This window comes from Kitasatospora setae KM-6054 (assembly GCF_000269985.1).
Taxonomy (GTDB): Bacteria; Actinomycetota; Actinomycetes; order Streptomycetales; family Streptomycetaceae; genus Kitasatospora; species Kitasatospora setae.
Map to the genome: position 1 here is coordinate 6,465,054 of NC_016109.1, position 20,709 is coordinate 6,485,762.

A 20,709-nucleotide genomic window follows, 5' to 3' on the forward strand; every position below is an offset into this window, starting at 1 on the left:
TCGCAAAATGTGGTGACGGCGGACGGAGGGTGCTCCTAGACTCGGCTCGCTGGACAACGCCCGGGCCCGGAGAGGCCGTTGGGCGCACCGTGACGTGAGTGGAGAGGGAGGGACCGGTCGTGCGAGGCACCGCTGTCGTCGTTCCCCCGTCGCGGTTCGAGGTGATCCTGGTGTCCCGGGCGGGCCGGTGCCCGCTGCGCGGCCGGTGCCGGTAGGAACCACGAAGTACCCGTCCTCCCCTGCGCGTTGACCCCCGTTCGATGCGACGGGCGCCGTCCGGGTGGCCTCCGAGCGCCGCCCGGCTGCCGCCCGGCTGCCGTCCGAGCGCCGTCCGGCTGCCGTCCGGGTGCCGTGCGGACGCGCGGGGCCGATGGACGTCCCTCGTGGTGCCGTGAATCGCGCTGCCGATTCCAGGAGCGAACTCCGAAGGGCCACAGGCCATGCGTACCGACCTCGTCACCACGACCACCGCCGCTGTCGCCGCCGTCACCGACCCCGCCGTCGGCGCGGTCCGCAACCTCGGCATCCTCGCCCACGTGGACGCGGGCAAGACCACCGTCACCGAGCGGGTGCTGTTCCTGACCGGGGAGACCCACAAGCGCGGCGAGGTCCACGACGGCACCACCGTCACCGACTTCGACCCGCAGGAGCGCGACCGCGGCATCACCATCTTCGCCGCGGCCGTCAGCTGCCGCTGGGACGGCCACCTGCTCAACCTGATCGACACGCCCGGCCACGTCGACTTCGCGGACGAGGTGGAGCGCTCGCTGCGCGTGCTGGACGGCGCGGTGGCCGTGTTCGACGCGGTCGCGGGCGTCGAGCCGCAGAGCGAGTCGGTGTGGCGGCAGGCGGACCGGCACGGCGTGCCGCGGATCGCGTTCGTCAACAAGATGGACCGTCCCGGCGCCGACCTGGACGCCGCCGTCGCCTCCATCCGGGACAAGCTCCACCCCGCCCCGCTGGCCGTGCAGGTGCCGATCGGCCGGGAGGGCGGCTTCGTCGGCGTGGTCGACCTGCTCACCCTGCGCGCGCTGACCTGGCCGGACGGCACCGAGCTCGGCGACGGCTACCAAGTCGGCGACGTACCCGAGGAGTTGGCGGCCGAGGCGACCCGGCGACGACAGGCCCTGGCCGAGGCGGTGGCCGAACTGCACCCCGCCGCGCTGGAGGAGTACTGCGCCACCGGCACCCTCACGGCCGGCGCGCTCACCGGCGCGCTGCGCCAACTCACCGGCAGCGGACAGGCGGTGGTGGTGCTGTGCGGTTCCGCGTACCGCAACCGCGGCGTCGAACCGCTGCTCGACGCGGTCACCGCGTACCTGCCGTCGCCGCTGGACGTCCCGCCGGTCCGCGGGGAGTTCGCCGGCGCGCCGCAGGAACGCGCCGCCGACGCACAACAGCCTTTCTCTGCCCTGGTGTTCAAGGTCACCGCGAGCACCACCGGGCGACTCAGCAGCCTGCGCATCTACTCCGGCACGCTACGGAAGGGGGACACCGTGCTCGACGCCCGCACCGGCCGCACCGAGCGGATCGGCCGCATCCTCCGGGTGCAGGCCGACCGGCACAGCGAGACCGACACCGCGGTGGCCGGCGACATCGTCGCCGTGGTCGGCGCCAAGCACGCCAGGGTCGGCAGCACGCTGTGCGCCCCGCACGCCCCGCTGGTGCTCGAACCGGCCGTCGCCGCCGACCCGGTGGTGACCGTCGCGATCGAGGCCCGCCGCACGGTCGACACCGACCGGCTGGCCGTCGCGCTGGCCCGGCTCACCGAGGAGGACCCGTCCCTGGTGGTCGGCACCGACCCGGAGAGCGGGCAGCGCACGCTCGCCGGCCTCGGCGAACTCCACCTGGAGGTCGCGGTGGAGAAGCTGCGCCGGGCCGGCCTGGAGGTCACCGTCGGACGTCCGAAGGTCGCCTACCGGGAGACCGTCGGCACCCCGGTGACCGGCCTCGTCCTGCGGCACGTCAAGCAGGACGGCGGCTCCGGGCAGTTCGCGCACATCGTGGTCGACGTCGCCCCGCTCGGCGAACCCGGGACGGACGGCTTCGAGTTCGGCTCCACCGTCACCGGCGGCCGGGTGCCGCAGGAGTTCGTGCAGGCCGTCGAGGCGGGCTGCCGGGACGCCCTCGCGGAGGGCCCGCTCGGCCACCCGGTCACCGGCGTCCGGGTCACCCTCACCGACGGGGCGACCCACGTCAAGGACTCCTCCGACCTGGCGTTCCGCACCGCCGGACGGCTCGCCCTGCGCGAGGCGCTGCGGCGCGGCGGCCCGCTGCTGCTGGAACCCGTCGTGGAACTCACCGCGACGGTCCCGCCGGACAGCGTCGGCGGCGTCCTCGGCGACCTGTCCGCCCGGCGCGGCCGGGTGCACGGCTCCGAGCCGCGCGGCGGCAGCGCGGTGCTGATTGCGACCGTCCCGCTGGCCGAACTCTTCGGCTACGCGGGCACGTTGCGCGGCCGCACGCAGGGCCGGGGCACGTTCACCACCCGGCCCGCCGGGTACGCCCCCGCGCCGCGGGCGCAGCAGTAGCGGCCACGGCCCCGTCCCGCCCCTCCGGCGGGGCGGGGCCGTCGGCGCGGGCGCCGACGCGTTCGCGCGTTCGCGCGTTCGTGCGTTCGTGCGGTCTTCCGGTCGCCGGCTAGTGCAGCCAGCCGCGTTCGGCGGCGCGGGCCCCGGCCTGGAAGCGGCTGCGGGCGCCCAGCACCTCCAGCGCCTCGGCGGTCAGTCGGCGGACGGTGCGCTCCGAGACGCCGAGCTTGCGGGCCGCGACCACGTCGGTGTCGCCGCGTTGCAGGATCCGCAGCAGCGCGTAGTGCTGCGCCGTCATGCCGTTGCGGTCGCGCCCCCGGGGGTGGCACAGCGGCGCGGCGCCCTGCCACAGCCCGTCGAACAGCGCGCACAGCGCGGCGACCGGCCCGCGCCCGTGCAGCACGGTGGCGGTGTCGGCGCGCTCGGGGTCGAGCGGCAGGACGGCGTCCTCCCGGTCCAGTACGACCATCCGCAGCGGCAGCGAGCCCACCGTGCGGACCTGCCCGCCGAGCCCGACCACCCGGCGGGCGTACTCCACCATCTGCGGGCGGTTGCGCACCGCGTCGACGAACAGCACCCGCAACTCGACGCCGCGCAGCAGCAGTTCCTCGACCGGCAGGCCGAGGGGGTCGGTCGGTGCGCCGTTGCCCGGGGCGCGGTTGCTCGGGCCGGCGCTGCTCGGGCCGTCGCTGCCCGGGTCGCCGTACGGACTGCTGTTCGGGACGAGGGCCAGCACCTGGGAGGTGGCCGCCGCGCCGAGTTCGGCCAGCCGGTCGCGGATCGCGTCCGCGTCGAGCAGGCTCTCGCCGCGGGTGTGCCGGCGGTCCGCCTCGGCCTCGGCGCGCAGTTGCCCGTACACGGCGCGGGCCTGCTCGAACTGCTGCCGGTGTGCCAGGAGTTCGGCCTCGCGGCGGGCCAGCAGCGCGGCCAGTCCGAGTTCCGGCACCACCGGGCGGAGCAGGGCGGGGTCGTCCCAGGACGGGCGGAGCAGTCCGAGTTCGGTCAACTCGGCTCGGCTGGCGGCCAGTTGCTCGCAGTTCAGGCCGACAATGGCGGCCAGTTCGGCGTCCGCCGTGTCGGGCGCGCGCAGCAGTTCGCGGTACAGCCGGTCGGCTCGGTCGCTCAGGCCGAACGCCTGGAGGGCGACGGGCATCTCAGCCGAGGCCCGGGGCGTGGCGAGGGCGCCCGTGGCGGGCGTCGGGGCCGGCCACCGTGCGCATTGACGCCGTTCCTCCGTCCGCCTGTTCGATGACTTGGGGTAGGTCTAGACCATTGGGGCGCCTGGTGTCAAAGGGTGCGGGCTGTGGCCGGTGCCCTGGCCGGAACCGGCGGTGCAGGGTTCGGACACCCTCCGCTCTGGCCGGGCGGCGGACGGGGCGCCGAGAGTGGTGGACATGCCCCAGACGCTCGCCGCCCCTGCCGCCCCTGCCGCCCCTGCCGGCCCCACTGCCCCCGTGGCCGCCTCCCCGCCCGCCGGGCGCTGGCGGGCCCGGCTCGGGCTGCCGGACCTGGCCGGGCACGGGCGGATCGTGGCGGCGACCGTGCTCGACGCGTTCGGGGTCGGGATGTTCGTGCCGCTGTCCTTCCTGTTCTTCGTCCTCACCACCGACCTGACCGTGGCCCGGGTCGGACTGGGCAGCGCGCTGGCCACCCTGCTGTCGCTGCCGGTCGCCCCACTGGCCGGGGCGCTGGTCGACCGCTGGGGGCCGCGGACCGCGCTGATCGCCAACAACCTGCTGGCCGCCGCCGGTTACCTCGGCTACCTGCTGGTCGACTCGCTGCCGGGACTGGTCGCCGCGATGCTGGTGGTGCTGTCCGCGGAGCGGCTGTACTTCGCCGCCTGGCCCGGATTCGTCGCCGACCTGGCCGAGGGCGCCGAACTCGACCGCTGGTACGCCTTCACCACCGCCGGCACCAACGCCGCCGCCGGCCTGGGCGGCGCGGCCGGCGGCCTGCTGCTCGGCACCGGCTGGCCGGGCGCGGCGGTGGCCGTGGTGCTGGTCAACGCGGCCACCAGCGTGCTGGCCGCCGTCCTGCTGGCAGCCCGGGGAGCGCGCAACCACCCTGCGGCCTAGGCGAGTTCGGCGACCGAACCGGCGGCCGGCCTGGCGGCCGAACCGGCAGTCGGCGCGGTGGTCGGCGCGGTGGCCGGCCGGGTGGCCGAACCGGTGGACCCCGGTTGGCGGGCGCTGCTCGGCGAGCGGCGCCTCCTGGGGTTGCTGGCGGCGCAGGCCGCGCTCGGCTTCGGTTGGCTGGTGCCCACCGTGGTGCTGCCGGTGTACCTGGTGAAGGTGGCCGGGCTGCCGGCCTGGGTGCCCTCCACCGCGCTGACCCTGAACGCCGCCGTGATCGTGCTGGCGCAGTCCGCGACGACGGCCCGGATGGTCGGCTACTCCCGTGCCCGGGTGGCGGGTTGGGCGGCCGCGCTGATGTTCGGGGCGATCGCCGCCCTCGCCCTCGGCGGCGGCCGGCCGTGGTCCGTGCTGGGCGCGGTCCTCCTCTTCACCGCCGGCCAACTGCTGGCCGGCCCGGCCTGCACCGCGATCGCCGCCACCGCGGCCCCGCCCGCCGCCCGGGGCCGCTTCCTCGCCCTGGTCAACCTGGCCTGGTCGGTCTCCGCGGTCGCCGGCCCCCTGCTGGTAGGCGCCCTGATCGAGCGGCACGCCCCGCTCTTCTGGTCCCTGCTGGCCGCCCTGGTCGCCGCCGGCGGCCTCGGCTTCCGGCTGGCCGGAAAGCGGCAAGTCGACTGACACCCGGACGGACCGGCCGGTGGTTCTCCGCGGTTCCCGCCCGGATCCCCAGACGGGAACCAGTTCCCGGAGGGTCAGCGGGCGGTCTGCCCGCTGTCCAGGTGCCGGAGGAGTTCGCGCACGTCAGCCATGTCCATACCGCCGATCACCGGCGGCTCCTCGACCAGGTCGGCCAGTTGCTGGACGGCCGGGTCGTCGAGGATCCGTCCCATGAAGTCCAGCTTCTGCTGCAGACGGAGTGCGACGACCTCATCGATCGTGCCGGTGGCGGCGAGGATGGTCACCCTGGTCTCGGTGCCCGGTGCGAGGCCGAGGCGGTGGATCCGGTCCAGGCTCTGCAGGAAGCGGCCTGCCATGAAGTCCCGGTCCACGTACACGGCGTCGTGGCAGACCTGGTGGAGGCTGATGCCCTCGCCCAGGGTCGCCGGGTTGGACAGCAGCACCAGGCAGTCCGGGTCCTCGCGGAACCGGCGCAGTTCCTCGGCGCGGTCCGCCGTCCCGCCGTGGACCACGGCGGGACGGTACGGGGCGAGCATCTCCTGCAACGTGGTGAGGCTGCGGACGAAGGTCGTCCACACCAGGGTCTTCCGGCCGAGCGCCGCGTTCGCGGCCACGATCTCCAGCGTCTCGTGGTACTTGGGCGAGAGCTCGTAGCTCGGCAGGTTCTGCAGCAGCGAGTACAGGGAGTCGCCGGGCTCGGGCTGCAGCGGCGGTACCCGGTAGGAGAGCGGTTCGTACCTGCTGCCGCCCTCGACGAGCAGCGCGGGGCTGGTGGCGGCCATCAGCAGGCGCAGCATGGCCCGCCCCAGTGCGTCGAAGTCGCCCCGGGAGGCCTCCGCGCGGGCTGTGAAGTTCCCCTTCAGCGCCTCGTAGATCTCCCGGTGCAGCGGCGGCATGTCGACGTACCGGATGCGCGGTTCGAAGGGGGGCAGACCGAGCTCCTTCTTCGTCGTCCGGGTGAACAGCGGCCGCAGGACCCGGCTGGCGTAGGCCAGGTCCCCGCCCGCCACCGCGTCGGTGACCGCGCGCTTCCCGTGGCCGGGCCACACGAAGGACAGCAGGTTCTCCAGGTCGCGGGCCCCGTTCGGGGCCGGGGTGCCGGTGAGGATCATCCGGCGTGCCGCGAGCGGCCCGAGGGCCAGGCACGCCGACCCGTAGGTGCCAGCAGCGCCCAGCTTCATCCGGTGGGCCTCGTCCAGGAGGATCATCGAGGGTGCGGCCCTGAGCCACGCGGCCAGGCTGCCGAGGTGGCGGCCGAGCCGTTCGTAGTTGACGATGAGCACCTCGGCCCCGGGGTCGGGCGTGCTTCCCATGACCGAGGTCCGCAGGGGTACCCGGAAGCACGCGGCAGCCTCGAACTGCCAGGACTCGTAGGCCGACTTCGGTGCGACCACGAGCATCCGCCGGGCCTCGCCGCGGGTGCGGGCGGCGGCGAACACCGCCAGGCCGACCCGGGTCTTCCCGGCTCCGGGGACACTGAAGTTGGCCCCGTGGCGGAGCGTCAGCAGCCGTGCGGTGTCCCGCAGCTGAAACGGAGTGAGGTCCCCGGTCCAGTCGCTGCCGAGCAGGGCAGCCACCCCGTCCGGGTCCAGTTCGCCGTGGAAGGCCGCGGGCGAATCCTCGGACAGGTCGCGCTGGACGGCCTCGGCGTCGTCCAGGACGCCGTTGACCAGGGAGACCAGTGCGTCGTCCCACAGCACATCGGCGTACTGCCAGCTGCCGAGCTCGCTCAGGCCGACCAGGAAATCGTCCAGGTCGACCTCGGCGGACAGCGGGTCGCGCTGCCCGCCGGTCGAGAGGCGGGCCACCAACTGCCCGAAGTCGCTCTGGAATTCGGGGCGGGTGCGCAGCACCACGCGGGTGCGCGACACGTCGAAGCCCAGGCTCAGGGAGAAGTCCGCGACGGGCGAGGTCATGCTGGGTCCTGCTCCCCGGAGACCGCGGCGATGGCCCAGGACAGCCCCTCGCCCGGCAGCTCGATGCTGCGCTGGGCCTCAGCCGTGAGCTTGCCCATCACGCCGCGCAGCTGGACCAGGGCATCGTCGAAGGCGCCTTCGTCCAGGCTGCCGTTGCCCCGGGCCAGCACCAGGTCGGTGATGCACTGCTCAAGGTCCTTGCAGGCGTCGGCGACCCGGTCCGGGGCCGCCGCACGCTTCTTCTTCAGCCGGATGTCCCGGCCCGCGACCGTGATCGCCTCGTTGAACGCGTCGCGGATCGAGGCGACGGTGCCCGAAGCCGAAGTGAGCTCGGCTGGCGCGGCCTTGTCGCCGGCCACCTCCACCGCCCTGGCCTGCAGCAGGGTGTCGGTCAGCGAGCGTGCTGCCGCCACCTTCGCCCCCGCGGCCTGGACCGTCCGGTTCAGGCCGGGAATCGCCACGGCGGCGGGTGCCGGGGCGCCGGTCCGCTTCACCGAGTCCGGCAGCAGGCGCTCCAGGTACTGGGTCTGGAAATCCGGCTCGATGAACCGGACGTCGGTCTTGGCGAAGTCGAGCACGATGGCGGCCAACCGGGACTCCTTGAGCAGGTCGGCCCGCTCCTTGCTACGGGCCTGCTCCTTGACGAACGCGCGGTACAGCTCGGCGAGCTTCTCCTGGGAGCGCTCCAGGTCCATCAGGCGCAGCTCGTGCCCGCCGGTCCGGCTGCGGGTGATCAGGTCGCGCAGCTGGGCGAGGATCCACTGGTCGCGTTCGAGCGCGGCCTGCGTGGTGTGGAACATCTTCGCGATCTGGTCGAGGCCGCGGCCCAGCTGGACCTGCTCCTCCACCGCCATGAGGTGGTTGATGTACGAGTAGTCGCGGCGGCGGTCCGGGCGGAGCTGGAGCGACAGCTCGACGGCGTTGATGTCCTCCCAGGTGCAGGAGGCCGGCAGCACGCCCACCCGGATGCTGGCCACGCCCAGCTCCTTCAGCGCGGCCCGCCGGGTGTTGCCGTTGACCAGGATTCCCTCGCGGGTGATCAGGCCGGCCTCGTTCTGCTGGTGGTCGCGCAGGCTCTCCTGGAGCGCGTCGAAGTCGGGATCGCGCTTGTCCGGCTCGGAGGGCTTCGCCTGCAGCAGGTAGTGCAGGTAGTCCTGCCCCCCGGGGCTCCAGGGGTCCTGCCCGAGCAGCCGGTCGCGAGCCGCGTCGAAGCTCCGCTGGGCCCGGATCCGGTGCGTGCCGGGGTTGTAGTACAGGGCGTCGACCGGCATGTCGATGACCTCGACGTGCCGGTGCCCCTGCCGCCACTCCACCCGGAGCGTCTCCGCTACGCCGCCGGCCTCCTTCAGCTCCGTCAGCCGTTCCTCGACCAGGGTGCGGTTCCGCTCCGCGTCCGGCGGGAAGCCGAAGTCCGTGAACATCTGTGGGGATCTCCTCAAACAACCGAATGGGACAAGACAGGGCCGGGGGCGGCACGGGCCGGCCGCCCCCGTGCGGGAATGGCGGGTCAGGACAGCGCGTCGCGCACCTGGTCGCGGGAGTCGGCCGGGAGGGAGCGGTACGCGGCCCAGATGTCCTCGACCTCGCTGAACACCCGGGCGTCCCGCTCGACCCAGCCAGCCAGCATCTTCCGCTCCAGCAGCGGCAGGCGCTCGATGCGGGCCAGCACGCCGGCCAGGTCAGCAGTCAGGTTAAGCCCGCCGACCCGGCACCGGGAACATTCGATGACGTGCTGGACCTCCACCGCGCCCGAGGGCAGCAGCACCGGGCGCCGCGCGATGTCCAGCTGCGAGGCGTGGTACGTGCCGGGGTAGGTCTCGCCGGTGCTGATCCCGCACGAGCGGCACTTGTGGCCGTCCCGGGCCAGCAGCTCGCGCCGCTGTACGGTGCTCACGCTGTTCCCGGGCTGGGACCCCTTGCCCTCCTGCCAGACCGGCTCGCCCTCGCTGGTGAAGCGGTGCTCGTGCGCTTCGAGGGTCGGGTCCTCGCGATTGGTGTCGATCTGCCAGCCGAACTTGCGCAGGTCGCGCATCCGCCGGTCGATCTGGGACGTTCCCTGGAACGCCTCACGCAGCTGTTCCTTGGTGAAGAGCCCCCCCGTACCCACCTCCTGCACCAGCCAGAGCGCCGCGCGCTTCATGGTGCCGAGCTTCGGGTCCTTCCACGACGGGATGTCCACGTAAAACCTTCCGTTCCTGGCTGAGAGGTGATGCGCCGCAGTGCTGGCCGAGCGGCCGGTGACCGGCCGGGCCCGCCGCGGCGGCAGGACTCGACTCAACCCCACAGCGGAGGGAAACGGAAGACTCTTCGTGTCCTGACTGGAGGGCCGAAACTCGGGACAGCCGGCACCGCCAAGCACCTCCAGAGCACGGGATAATCAAATGTTCTGTATGCATGGGATGCCCAGAGGGAGCCGAATTTGCCGCAGCGCCACGAGTACCTCGAGCTGTCCGACGACCTCACACCGCAGCAGCGTGCGCTCGCTGAGGCAGTGCGGGGCCTGGCCAGCGCCTCCGAGCTGTCGTACGGCCAGTTGGCTAAGCGGTCGTACGTGAGCAAGTCGCTGATCGGCGACCTGGCCAGCGGCAAGCGGAAGAGGCGGATAGATCCCGAGAACCTGAGGCCGTTCCATACCGCCGCGAGCGCCGAGGCGGCCGAGCGGGGTGCCCGGGCCATGGCCTGGGAGGAGTTCAGTGCATGCTGCACCGCGCTCGGCGAGCCCGCCGAGTCGGAGGTGTGCGGAGAGTGCGGCGCGAAGCGGGACAGCGGCCCGTCCGAGCGGAGCTCCGGGCGGAGGCAGAGCGGAGGGCCGGCTGACAGCGCGGTTGACGGGGCTGTCAGCGGGCGGCAGGAACCGCGGGTCGTGTTGCCGGTCCCCCGCCCGCGGGGGGACCGGCAGGCACGAGCAGACGTCTTCTGGCCGCACATGCCGCTTCTGAAGGGCTATCTCGATGCCGGCAATCTGGAGAACGCCACCAGCCTGCTGCGTTCGGTCGGCCGGCACGTGCCGCCGGAGGAGACCGCTGAGGCGATCGCTGCCTGTGCCTCGGCCGGGCTGGAGGAAGCCGCGGAGATGCTGCTGCAGCAGGCGAGCGCCCGCGACAGCAGGGAGGTGCTCAAGGTCCTGCAGGAGCTGAACAGGGCCGAGCGCCGCACGGAGTCGGACGCCCTCCTGGGCCTTGCCCTCGCCGGCGCCGGGACCTGAGCGGAGGACGGAAACGGGCTGTCCGCGGCAGAGAGGTCGCTCTGCCGCGGACAGCCCGTTCGGCGGCGGGTCAGGCGACCGGCACCGCCGCAGCCTCCACCCGCTCGGCCGGCGGCAGCGCCCCCGCGTCCTGGACGGGCACGGCCACGGCCACGGCCTCGACACTGTCCGCGAACAGCGGCAGCTCGGACACCTCGCCGTCCTCCGGGTAGCGGTCGTCGTCGAGGAGCGGGTCCTCGGCCAGGGGAAGCTCCCCGGGCAGCCGCAGTGCGGCGACGATCGCCTCTCCGACGGCCTGGGCCACCGGCGGGGGGAAGGCGTTGCCGATCTGCCGGTACCTGGCGGTCTTGCCGCCCTCGAATTCCCAGTCCTCGGGGAAGCCCTGGATCAGGGCGGCCTGGCGGACGGTGATCATCGGTCCGTTGGGGCCGAAGAGGTCGCGCTCGAGGTTGGGCTGGTCCTCGTCGTTCGCCACCCCCATGGCGTCGACACCGAGGGCCTTCCAAGCAGCCTTGGCCCTGGTCGGACCGAGGTCGGCGCCACCGTGCTTCTTCGAACCGCCCACCAGCGTCGGTGCGACGCCCGGGACGGCCGGCCGGGCCGTGTCCCGCCACACCCGGTACCTCGCCTTGGCGGCTTCGCGGAGCTCCTCTGAGTCCAGGCCCGGGGCCTTGCCGGGGTTCATGCCGAAACGCTTGCGCATGCTCTTGTCGAGGGCGTCGAAGACGGTCCGGCCCTCAGCCTCGGTGCGCTTGGGCCAGGTGAAGCCACGGTACAGGTCCTTGCGGATGGCGACGAGGATCGCCCGCGGCCGCAGCTGGGGGACACCGAAGCTGGCGGCCTCGAGGACCTCCCAGCCGCACACTACGTAGCCGGACCTGCGCAGCGTCCTGAGGATCCGCTTCCGGTAGGGGCGGAACTTGTGGGACGGCTCGAGCAGCCCGCGCACGTTCTCGATCATCACGGCCTTGGGCTGGAGCTCGTCGACCAGCGCCAGCATCCGCGGGAAGAGGTCGCGCTCGTCGTCCTGCCCCAGCTGCTTCCCCGCAATGGAGAAGGGAGGGCACGGGACGCCGCCGGCCAGCAGGGTGAGCTGGCCCGGCTTGAGGTCGGGCAGCTTCTCCGAGGGCTTGAACTCCTTCACGTCCCTCTCGAGGATCAGGCAGTTGTCGCGCTCCCAGCCCCACGGGTCCTCGCCCCCCCGGGGCGGGCGCTCTACGTTCTTCCTGAGAGTCTTGACTGCGTGCTGGTCGATCTCCACCAGGGCGAGGTGGCTGAACCCCGCCTTGTGCAGTCCGACCGCTTGGCCGCCCGCACCAGCGCAGATCTCGATCGAAGTCAGCTCAGGGTACTCGCGGCCCATCCGGTTTCCGTCCTCTTTCCAACCTTGCTCAGCGGCCCCAAGTCTCGCAGATGATGCTCCACGAGCTCTCCCACGACCAGGGGAGCGGGCTGGGGACAGTGTCCGACTGTCTCATACGGTGCGGCGGCAGTGTGGTCTCCGCAGCTGGTGTCAGTCAGCCGCTGCCTTCTCGTTCCGTGTGGTGGGGAGCTGCGGGGCGGCCGGTGCGGCCTGCTCACCGGGCAGGGCGATGACCCACGCGGCGCCCTCGATCACCGCAGCGGGCCGGCCCGCGTCGCCCGGTTCCGCCCGCCGGACTCGGTGCGCGACGAACTCGCCGCGTTCCGGGACGGCACCGCCGAGGTCGAGTGCGATGGCGCGGTGCTTGGCGTCCTTGCCCAGGATGATGATCCCTTCGTCCCTGAGCACCGTTCGGGCACGGTTGCGCCCCTCCCGTATTCGGGCCATGTAGTCGTACTGCCGGGCGAGGGTGCGGATCACCTCGCGGTCGACCTTGGTGTCGTGGACCAGGCGGAACAGTTCGTTCACCTTGGCCTGTCCTGACGGCCCGGCGTCCATGATCCTCTGCCTGGTCCGTACGTCGAGGTGGAGCAGGAGGTTCTTCCGCAGGGGTGCGGATTCCCACAGCCACCTGACCAGGTGGCGGTGCTCCTTGGTCAGGGAGAACTTCCCGTCCCGGTTGCCCTTCCTGGTCTTCCCCTTCGTCTCGGTGAGGCTGTCCGGGTGGGCCCTGAACAGCCCGGCGCTCCATTCGCTCCGGTGGTCGTCGGCCCACACCACCAGGCACACCTCGCCGAGGGCCTCAGGCGGGATCATCCAGCCGTAGGGGCGCTGCGAGAACTTGCAGTCCACCTCGACGCCTTCGATGAGGTAGTCCATGTGGATGTCGGAGTCGTCGGCGTGGGAGGCGAACTTGAAAGCGCGCTGGAGGTTGATCTCGACGAGCGTCCCTGCGTGGGTCTTCTCCGTCTTGTGCAGCGTCTTCCAGTCGAACCGCCCGGTCCGCTCACCGTCCAGCAACTGGTCGATGGTCGACCTCAGGACACCGGCGAACACCTCGCCCTTCGGGTCGCTGCGGAGGAGGTGCCGGGCGACCTTCTCAAGCTCGCTGTCCTCGCCGCTCCGCAGGAGCGCCTCCAAGCCTGGCAGCGCCGCGGTACCGCTCTCTCCGTGCATGCCCTCGCCTCTTCTCCCCACTGGGCTGCCAAGGGTACGGGAGGCCGCTGACAGCGGCCGTGCCGCTAAGCTCGGCCGTGGAAGCGGGCAGCGCGGGAGTGCTGCGCGGAGGGCGTGCGAGCGCTTCGGGACAGGGCGGCCGACACCGTGAAAGCATCCGATCCGCCCGGCGGGGAGGCGTGGAAGGCCCCTGAGGGCTCCTGGGCGTCGTCGGCGGCGAACCGCCGCAGCATGCTGGGCAACCGCAGCCGGGACACCTCGCCGGAACTGGCCATCCGCTCGCTGGTCCACGCCGCCGGACTGCGCTACCGGGTGGCCGCGAAGCCGCTGCCCAAAATGCGGCGGACCGCGGACCTGACCTTCAGGCCGGTCAGGGTGGCGGTTTTCGTGGACGGCTGTTTCTGGCACGGGTGCCCGGAGCACTTCGTCCCGCCGAAGACCAACCCCGGCTACTGGGAAGAGAAGATCGGTGGAAACGTCCGCCGGGACAGGGACACCGACGCCCGGTTGGCCGAGCACGGCTGGCTGGTGCTGAGGTTCTGGGAGCACCAGCCAGCCGAGGAGTGCGCGCGGACAGTGGTCGAGGCGGTCACCGCCAGGCGGGCGGAGAAGTCGCGAAAGGGCAGCGCTCCGGCCGGATGACGGCCAGGCCGACCCGGACGGCGCGGGCCGTCCGGGCCGGGTGGTGCGGGTGGTGCGGGGCGGTCAGTAGGTGAGCAGGCCCGGGTCGGAGAGGGACGGGGTGCCGGTCTCGACGTGGCCGGCGAGGCGGCGGACGAAGTCGGTGGTCTGGTCGGAGGTGACGGTGAGGTCGTACCAGTGGCGGCAGGTGGAGAGGTCGACGGTGAGGGTGGTGGTGGTGGCGCCGCGCCGAACGGTGACGGTCTGCGGGGTGCCGGCGTAGGCGTTGGCGACGGTGAGGACGGCGTCGGCGCCGGCCGGGTTGGTGAAGGTCAGGGCGAGGTTGCCGGTGGCGGCGTCGTGGCGGGCGGTGACCTCCGGCCCGGCGGTCTTGCCGGGGTTGCGGAAGCGGCGCAGGAAGCCGTTCGGGCCGAACACGGTGAGGTCGGTGACGCCCTTGGAGTAGCTGGTGTTCCAGGCGTCGGAGAGCGACTTGCCGGCCTCGGCGGTGTACGTCCACGGGCCGTCGGTGCGGTTCGCCGAGGTGACCAGGAACTGGGCGCCCGCGGCCGGTCCGCCGCTGAACGCGAGGGCGTACTTGCCGGTCGAGATGTCGGCCGAACCGTCCACGTACGGCGCGTACTTGAGCGGACGGGTGGGCTTGGCGCCGGCCTCCTGCCGCGGCATGGTGCCGGTCGCGGGCGGGGCCGGCACGTAGTCGGGGTGCCGGTTGTGGTCGGCGGGCAGGTAGCCGGCGGTGGAGGGCAGTGCGGCCGGGGCGGTGTTGCTGCTGGTGAAGTCGAAGGCGGAGGTGAGGTCGCCGCAGATGGCGCGCCGCCAGGGGGAGATGTGCGGTTCGGCGACGCCGAAGCGCTGCTCGATGAAGCGGATGATCGAGGTGTGGTCGAAGGTCTCCGAGCAGGTGTAGCCGCCGGTGCTCCACGGCGAGACCACCAGCATCGGCACCCGCTGCCCGAGGCCGTACGGCCCGGCCGTGTAACTCGCGTTCCCCGCGAAGGAGTCGGCGCCGGTGGCGACCGTGGACAGGCCCTGGGCCGCCGAGGCGGGCGGGAACGGCGGCACCACGTGGTCGAAGAAGCCGTCGTTCTCGTCGTAGGTGATGAACAGCGCGGTGCGGGCCCACACGTCCGGGTTCGAGGTCAGCGCGTCCAGCACCTGCGCGACGTACCAGGCGCCGTAGTTCGCGGGCCAGTTGGGGTGCTCGGTGTACGCCTCGGGGGCAACGATCCAGGACACCTGCGGCAGCGTGCCGGCCGCGACGTCGCGGCGCAGCTGGTCGAACAGGCCGTCGCCGGCCTTGGCGTTCGTGCCGGTGCGGGCCTTCTCGTAGAGGGCCGAACCGGGCTGCGCGTTGCGGTAGTTGTTGAAGTACAGCAGCGAGTTGTCGCCGTAGTTGCCGCGGTGCGCGTCGCTGATCCAGCCCCAGGAGCCGGCCGCGTTCAGCCCGTCGCCGATGTCCTGGTAGATCCGCCAGGAGACGCCGGCCGCCTCCAGCCGCTCCGGGTAGGTCGTCCAGGAGTAGCCCGCCTCCTGGTTGCCCAGCACCGGCCCGCCGCCGGTCCCGTCGTTGCCGGTGTGGCCCGTCCACATGTAGTAGCGGTTCGGGTCGGTGGAGCCGATGAACGAGCAGTGGTAGGCGTCGCACAGCGTGAACGCGTCGGCCAGCGCGTAGTGGAACGGGATGTCCTGCCGGGTCAGGTACGCCATCGTGGTGGCCGTCTTCGCGGGCACCCACTGGTCGTACTTGCCGCCGTTGAACGCCTTGTGGCCGCCCGCCCAGTCGTGGTTGAGGTCCTGGACGAACTGCATCCCGAGGTCGTTCACCTGCGGCCGGAACGGCAGGATCTCCTTCTTCGCGCTGTTCGCCTGGTACCAGACCGGCTTCCCGCTCGGCAGCGTCACCGGCCGCGGGTCGCCGAAGCCGCGCACGCCCTTCAGCGCGCCGAAGTAGTGGTCGAACGACCGGTTCTCCTGCATCAGCACCACGATGTGCTGCACGTCCTGGATGGTGCCCGTCCCGCCCTGCGGGGCGATCGAGGCGGCCCGCGCGATGCTGGGCGCCAACGCGGAGAACGCCAGGCTCGCGCCCGCCAGTTGGAGGAAACGGCGCCGACTCGGTTCGTTCGGTTCAGCAGTCACGGGAGACACGACCTCTGGGTGATGAGGAGTGGACGGAGGGTGCCTCCCAGGACAGCGTGCCCGGGGTACCGCCCGTCGTCCCGCCCGTGACCGACCGGCGTACGCCGGACGAACGCATCGAGTTGTCCGGACAAGTGCGCCCGGTTCGCCGCCAAGTTGTGCAGACAAGGCCAATTCGGCTGCGGGGGAGGGGCGTCGGGCGCGGCCGCGATTTCGGTTTCGACCGCGCGCGCTGTGTGGAAGGTGCTCAGGCCGCGGTGATCGGGCGGACGGTGGCGCCGGGAGCGGTGTCGGTGGTGTGCGCGGTGACCAGGCGGCGCAGGGCGCGGTCGGTGGCGGGGTCGGCGGGGGTGAGGGTGAAGAGGTGGTGGTCGCCGGTGGTGAGGATGTCGTAGTGGAGGCGGAGCGGTCCGGCCTCGGGGTGGGCGACGCGCTTGGTCCCGGAGGAGCGTTCGAGGACGGTGTGGTCGTCCCACCAGAGGGCGAAGTCGCTGCTGCGGAGCCGGAGTTCCGCGAGCAGGGCGCCCAGCCGGGGGTCCGCCGGGTGGCGGGCGGCCGCGGTGCGCAGGTGGCCGACGGTCTCGCGGGCGACCCGGGACCAGTCGAGCTGGGTGGTGCGGGTGGCGGGGTCGAGGAAGAGCATCCGGGCGGTGTTGTCGGTCGCGCCGGTGCCGAACTCCGGGCCGAACAGGGCCCGGGCGGCCGCGTTGTGGGCCAGCACGTCGAGCCGGTGGTCGGTCAGGTAGGCCGGGAACAGCGGTATGCCGTCTAGGAGTTGGCGCAGCGAGTCGCGAACCCGTGGGAGCGGGGCGGCAGTCGGCGGTCGGACGGGCGTCTCGCCGCGGGCGATCCGGTGCAGGTGGCGGTGCTCGTCCGGGGTGAGGCGCAGCGCCTCGGCGAGGGCGTCCAGCACGGCGCCGCCCGGGGTGCCGACTCGTCCCTGCTCCAGCCGGACGTACCACTCGACGCTGACGGCGGCGAGTTGGGCGACCTCTTGGCGGCGCAGCCCCGGAGTGCGGCGGCGCGGGCCGTCCGGCAGGCCGACCTCCTCGGGCCGCAGACGGGCGCGCTTGGCCCGGAGGAAGGCGGCCAGCTCGGCCTGCCTGGGCGGCTGGGCCCGGGTGCGGGCCCGCTCAGGCGGTGGGGCCGGTGGATCCGGTGGATCCGGTGGGGCCGGCAGGGCTGGTGCGTGCGGTGTGGTTGGTGGGCACTCGGTCATGCCTACGATCATCGGCGCGGCCGCGGCGGACCGTCCAGCCCGGAGCCTGGTACGCCGGATGCCACCATCCGGCGGGCCTCCCCGGCGGGCGGGCGGCGGGCGAGGGTGGGGGCATCCGAAGCCGGATCCGACGATCGACGGGGAGCCCCGCGCCATGTCTCGTTCACCTCGTTCACCTCGTGCCGCCGCTGCCGCGACTGGTACCGCCACCGCCACCGCCGGCCGGCGGTCGCGCCGGGTCCGGGCCGCCGCCGTCCTGCTGTCCGCCGCGACCGCGCTGACCCTGCTGGGGGCGGCCGAGTCGTCTGCCCAAGTGGGCTCCGGGGCAACGGACTTCGGACGGATCTCGGTTCGCTCCGGGATCCCGGTCGGCGTGCAGCGGTTCGCGGTGGGCAGCCTCGACCTGTCCAACGGCCGTTTCGCGCAGGAGCATTGGGCGAACTCCTTCGGCTGCGAGGGCGGCAACCGGCCGCTGCGGCTGGAGTGGCGCGGCGCTCCGGCCGGGACGAAGAGTTTCGCCGTCACCATGTTCGACCCGGACGCGCCGACCGGTTCCGGTTTCTGGCACTGGCTGGTCTGGGACGTGCCCGCCGGCGCCACCGCGCTGGGGACGACGCTGCCGTCCGGTGCGGTGGACGGCGCCAACGCCGCTGGTGCGCAGGGCTACTTGGGCCCGTGTCCGCCGGTCGGCGACCGTGCCCACCGCTACCGGATCACCGTCTACGCGCTGGACACCCCGAGCCTGGGGCTTCCCGCCGCGACGCCCCCGGCCGTCACCGCGTTCGCGATGGGCGGGCACGTGATCGGCTACGCGCAGACCACGGCGGTCGCCGCCCGGTGAACCGCCCCGGGAGCGAGGCTAGTCGAGGGTGGTGAGGCGCAGGCCGCCGTCGGTCTCCAGGACGGTGCCGGTGAGGTTGCGGTTGGTCGCGGCCAGGACGACGGCCTCGGCGACGTCCGCCGGGGAGGCGATCCGGCGGGTGGGCAGTCGTTCGGCGGCGTGGGTGAAGTAGGCGTCGCGGGCTTCCTTCGGGAGGCCGTCCCACCACGGGGTGTCGACCAGGCCGGGGGAGACCGCGTTGATCCGGCGCGGGGCCAGCTCGGCGGCGAGCGGCCGGATCATCGCCTCCAGGGCCCCGTTCACGGCGGCCAGGCCGGCGGTGCCCGGCAGGCCGGCGCGTGCGGAGACGGCGGTGACCAGGGTGATCGACCCGTCCTCGGCCAGGTGCGGCAGTGCGGTCTGCACCGTCGTCAACTGCCCCCAGAACTTGGCCTCGAAGGCGCTGCGGAGGGCGTCGAGGTCGAGTTCGGCGAACGGCCCGGCGCCCTCGCCGCCGCTCAGCGAGACCACCAGCCAGTCCAAGGTGCCGATGGTGGCGAGGAGTTCGGCGATCCGGGTGCGGTCGCCGCCGTCCACCCGGTGCCCGATCAGTTCCGGGTCGCTCGCCGCCAGTGCCGCCAGCCGTTCCTCGCCGCGGCCCGCCACGTGCACCACGGCTCCGCGGGCGCGCAGTTGGCGGGCGGTCTCCAGTCCGATGCCCGAAGTGCCGCCGACCACCAGTGCGATGCGCTCGGTCATGTGGGTTCTCTCCCCTGTGTTCTGTCCGTACTCCACCGGTCGGCGAGCCGGCGGTTCGCTATTTCGAACCGTGACGTCTCGTCTCGAATTAAGGTAGCGTGGCCGCCGTGATCGAGCAAGCGAATCCAGAACCGGTCGACCGAGCCGACGCGGCGTCAACTCCCGTGCGCCCGGGGCGCCGACGCAGCGAGGAGAGCCGCCGCGCGATCCTCGCCGCCGCGTACGAACTGCTGGCCGAGGCCGGCTACGCGCGCCTCACCGTCGAGGGCGTCGCCGCCCGGGCCGGCACCGGCAAGCAGACCGTCTACCGCTGGTGGCCCGGAAAGGCGGACGTCCTGCTCGAAGCCGTCACCGCCCACGCCCGGCAGCACATCCCGCTGCCCGACACCGGCGACCACGCCGCCGACCTGCACGCCTTCCTCGCCGCCACGTTCGCCGCCGCCACCCCGCCCACCACCGACGCCCTGCGCGCCCTGATGGCCGAGGCCCAGATCGACCCCGCCTTCGGCACCCGCTTCCGCGACACCCTGCTCCGCCCCCGCCGCGAAGCCCTCGGCACCCTGCTCGACCGGGCCCACGCCGCCGGCGCCCTCGCCCCGCACCTCACCCCCGCCGCCGCCGTCGACCTCGCCTTCGGCCTGCTCTGGTACCGCCTGCTCGCCACCGGCGACCCCCTCGACGAGCCGCTCGCCGCACTGCTCACCCGCACGCTGCTGCGCTGACCAGGGGCGCCCCGCCGCCGCGCCGCTTTTGTTGCGCCGGATGTCCGGGGCCACCCCGCGCGCGGGGCCGTCGAACGCCTGGACGAGCATGTCGGGGTGCCCACCGAAACGCCCCCCCACCCGTCCCCGCGGCCCGGACCCACCCCGTCCGGGCTGCGCCGCCTCACCCGCGGCGCCCTCGCCGACCTCACCCCGCTGCGCGACAGCCCCGACTACCGGCGGCTCTGGTTCGGCCAGACGGTCTCCTCGATCGGCCAGCAGATGACCACCCTCGCGGTCGGCATCCAGGTCTACGACCTCACCCGCTCCCCGTTCCTCACCGGACTGGTCGGCCTCTGCTCCCTGGTCCCGCTGGTCGTCTTCGGCCTGTACGGCGGCGCCATCGCCGACCGGGTCGACCGTCGCCTGCTCGGCCTGGTCGGCTCCGCCGGCCTCGCCGCCGTCTCCGCGCTGCTCGCCGTCCAGGCCCTGCTCGACCTGCGCTCCATCGTCCTGCTGTACACCGCCGTCGCGCTCCAGGGCGGTTTCTTCGCGGTCAGCTCGCCCGCCAGGTCCTCGATGATCCCGCGCCTCGTCCCGCGCGAGCAGCTGCCCGCCGCCAACGCGCTCAACACCATCGGCATGAACCTCGGCCAGACCGTCGGCCCGCTGCTCGGCGGCGTCGCCGTCGCCGCGTACGGCGCGCAGAGCGCCTACCTCGCCGACACCGTCGCCTTCGCCGCGACCCTCTACGCGATGTGGCGCCTGCCCGCGATGCGCCCGCAGACCACCAGCGGCAAGCGCGCCACCGTCCTCGACGGCCTGCGCTTCCTGCGCGGCCAGCCCAACCTCCGCACCTCCTTCGCCGCCGACCTCGCCGCGATGATCTTCGGCCTGCCGCGCGCCCTCTTCCCCGCGATCGTCCTGCCCTTCTACGGCGGCGACGCCGGCACCGTCGGCCTGCTCGCCGCCGCCCCCGCCGTCGGCGCCCTCGCCGGCGGCCTCTTCTCCGGCTGGATCGGCCGCATCCACCGCCACGGCGTCGCCGTCCTCGGCTCCGTCGCCGCCTGGGGCCTCGCCATCGCCGCCTTCGGCCTCGTCCACAACCTGCCGCTCGGCCTGCTCCTGCTCGCCGCGGCCGGTTGCGCCGACACCGTCTCGATGATCTTCCGCAACACGATGATGCAGGTCGCCGCCCCCGACGAGATGCGCGGCCGCCTCCAAGGCGTCTTCATCGTCGTCGTCGCCGGCGGCCCCCGCCTCGGCGACTTCGAATCCGGCACCGTCGCCGCCCTCACCACCCCCACCGTCTCCATCCTCACCGGCGGCCTCGCCTGCGTCGCCGCCGTCCTCTACCTCGCCGCCCGCCGCCCCGCCTTCCTCCGCTACGACGCCCGCCACCCCACCCCCTGACCCGCCCCATCCGGCACGCACCCCGCACCCACCCGAAACCTGGCAGCGAGCACCCCCCGACGTGCTGTATTGTTT

Annotated in this window: 15 protein-coding genes and 1 pseudogene; 7 read left to right on the forward strand and 9 right to left on the reverse strand. The window is 73.2% G+C overall.

What is annotated here, in order from left to right:
* Window positions 1-440 precede the first annotated feature (440 nt).
* Window positions 441-2,531: an elongation factor G gene (gene fusA, locus KSE_RS28595; RefSeq protein WP_014138847.1), complete on the forward strand. Its 2,091-nt coding sequence runs from the start codon at window positions 441-443 to the stop codon at window positions 2,529-2,531.
* Window positions 2,532-2,640: 109 nt separating this feature from the next.
* On the opposite strand, the gene KSE_RS28600 is transcribed toward fusA, so the two are convergent.
* On the reverse strand, window positions 2,641-3,684 hold the full coding sequence (locus tag KSE_RS28600) for a helix-turn-helix domain-containing protein (RefSeq protein WP_014138848.1): 1,044 nt from the start codon (window positions 3,682-3,684) through the stop codon (window positions 2,641-2,643).
* 412 nt (window positions 3,685-4,096) lie between these two features.
* Here KSE_RS28600 and KSE_RS41500 point away from each other — a divergent pair.
* A pseudogene (locus KSE_RS41500) lies at window positions 4,097-5,281 on the forward strand (MFS transporter).
* 74 nt (window positions 5,282-5,355) lie between these two features.
* On the opposite strand, the gene KSE_RS28610 reads toward KSE_RS41500, so the two are convergent.
* The 3 genes from KSE_RS28610 to KSE_RS28620 form a co-directional block, all read right to left on the reverse strand.
* Window positions 5,356-7,197 (reverse strand): DEAD/DEAH box helicase, encoded by a 1,842-nt coding sequence (locus KSE_RS28610; RefSeq protein WP_014138851.1) that lies wholly within the window; start codon window positions 7,195-7,197, stop codon window positions 5,356-5,358.
* Window positions 7,194-8,618 (reverse strand): ParB N-terminal domain-containing protein, encoded by a 1,425-nt coding sequence (locus KSE_RS28615; RefSeq protein ID WP_014138852.1) that lies wholly within the window; start codon window positions 8,616-8,618, stop codon window positions 7,194-7,196. Before KSE_RS28615 ends, KSE_RS28610 begins: the two co-directional genes overlap by 4 nt.
* 86 nt (window positions 8,619-8,704) lie before the next feature.
* Entirely contained in the window at window positions 8,705-9,376 is a 672-nt protein-coding gene (locus tag KSE_RS28620; RefSeq protein ID WP_014138853.1) for a hypothetical protein, read from the reverse strand.
* A gap of 240 nt (window positions 9,377-9,616) precedes the next feature.
* On the opposite strand from KSE_RS28620, the gene KSE_RS28625 reads away from it, so the two are divergent.
* A complete protein-coding gene (locus tag KSE_RS28625; RefSeq protein ID WP_014138854.1) occupies window positions 9,617-10,402 on the forward strand; it encodes a hypothetical protein in 786 nt (261 codons plus the stop codon).
* Between the two features lie 70 nt (window positions 10,403-10,472).
* Here the strand turns inward: KSE_RS28625 and KSE_RS28630 are convergent, their stop codons facing one another.
* Together KSE_RS28630 and KSE_RS28635 are read right to left on the reverse strand one after the other, a co-directional pair.
* A complete protein-coding gene (locus tag KSE_RS28630) occupies window positions 10,473-11,765 on the reverse strand; it encodes a DNA cytosine methyltransferase (protein ID WP_014138855.1) in 1,293 nt (430 codons plus the stop codon).
* Between the two features lie 150 nt (window positions 11,766-11,915).
* On the reverse strand, window positions 11,916-12,941 hold the full coding sequence (locus KSE_RS28635; RefSeq protein WP_014138856.1) for a NaeI family type II restriction endonuclease: 1,026 nt from the start codon (window positions 12,939-12,941) through the stop codon (window positions 11,916-11,918).
* Between the two features lie 147 nt (window positions 12,942-13,088).
* Here KSE_RS28635 and KSE_RS28640 point away from each other — a divergent pair, with 147 nt between their 5' ends.
* Window positions 13,089-13,583, forward strand: a complete 495-nt coding sequence (locus KSE_RS28640; RefSeq protein WP_014138857.1) for a very short patch repair endonuclease — start codon at window positions 13,089-13,091, stop codon at window positions 13,581-13,583.
* A 63-nt stretch (window positions 13,584-13,646) separates the two neighbouring features.
* Here KSE_RS28640 and KSE_RS28645 read toward each other — a convergent pair whose 3' ends face one another.
* On the reverse strand, window positions 13,647-15,722 hold the full coding sequence (locus KSE_RS28645) for a phosphocholine-specific phospholipase C (RefSeq protein WP_014138858.1): 2,076 nt from the start codon (window positions 15,720-15,722) through the stop codon (window positions 13,647-13,649).
* 247 nt (window positions 15,723-15,969) lie between these two features.
* Entirely contained in the window at window positions 15,970-16,941 is a 972-nt protein-coding gene (locus tag KSE_RS28650) for a helix-turn-helix transcriptional regulator (protein ID WP_014138859.1), read from the reverse strand.
* A gap of 154 nt (window positions 16,942-17,095) precedes the next feature.
* Here KSE_RS28650 and KSE_RS28655 point away from each other — a divergent pair, with 154 nt between their 5' ends.
* A complete protein-coding gene (locus KSE_RS28655) occupies window positions 17,096-17,782 on the forward strand; it encodes a YbhB/YbcL family Raf kinase inhibitor-like protein (RefSeq protein WP_106437743.1) in 687 nt (228 codons plus the stop codon).
* Between the two features lie 18 nt (window positions 17,783-17,800).
* Here the strand turns inward: KSE_RS28655 and KSE_RS28660 are convergent, their stop codons facing one another.
* Window positions 17,801-18,520, reverse strand: a complete 720-nt coding sequence (locus KSE_RS28660; protein WP_014138861.1) for an SDR family oxidoreductase — start codon at window positions 18,518-18,520, stop codon at window positions 17,801-17,803.
* Window positions 18,521-18,627: 107 nt separating this feature from the next.
* Here KSE_RS28660 and KSE_RS28665 point away from each other — a divergent pair, with 107 nt between their 5' ends.
* Together KSE_RS28665 and KSE_RS28670 are read left to right on the forward strand one after the other, a co-directional pair.
* Window positions 18,628-19,242 (forward strand): TetR/AcrR family transcriptional regulator, encoded by a 615-nt coding sequence (locus KSE_RS28665; protein WP_014138862.1) that lies wholly within the window; start codon window positions 18,628-18,630, stop codon window positions 19,240-19,242.
* Window positions 19,243-19,338: 96 nt separating this feature from the next.
* On the forward strand, window positions 19,339-20,634 hold the full coding sequence (locus tag KSE_RS28670) for an MFS transporter (RefSeq protein ID WP_014138863.1): 1,296 nt from the start codon (window positions 19,339-19,341) through the stop codon (window positions 20,632-20,634).
* The last annotated feature ends 75 nt before the right edge of the window (window positions 20,635-20,709 follow it).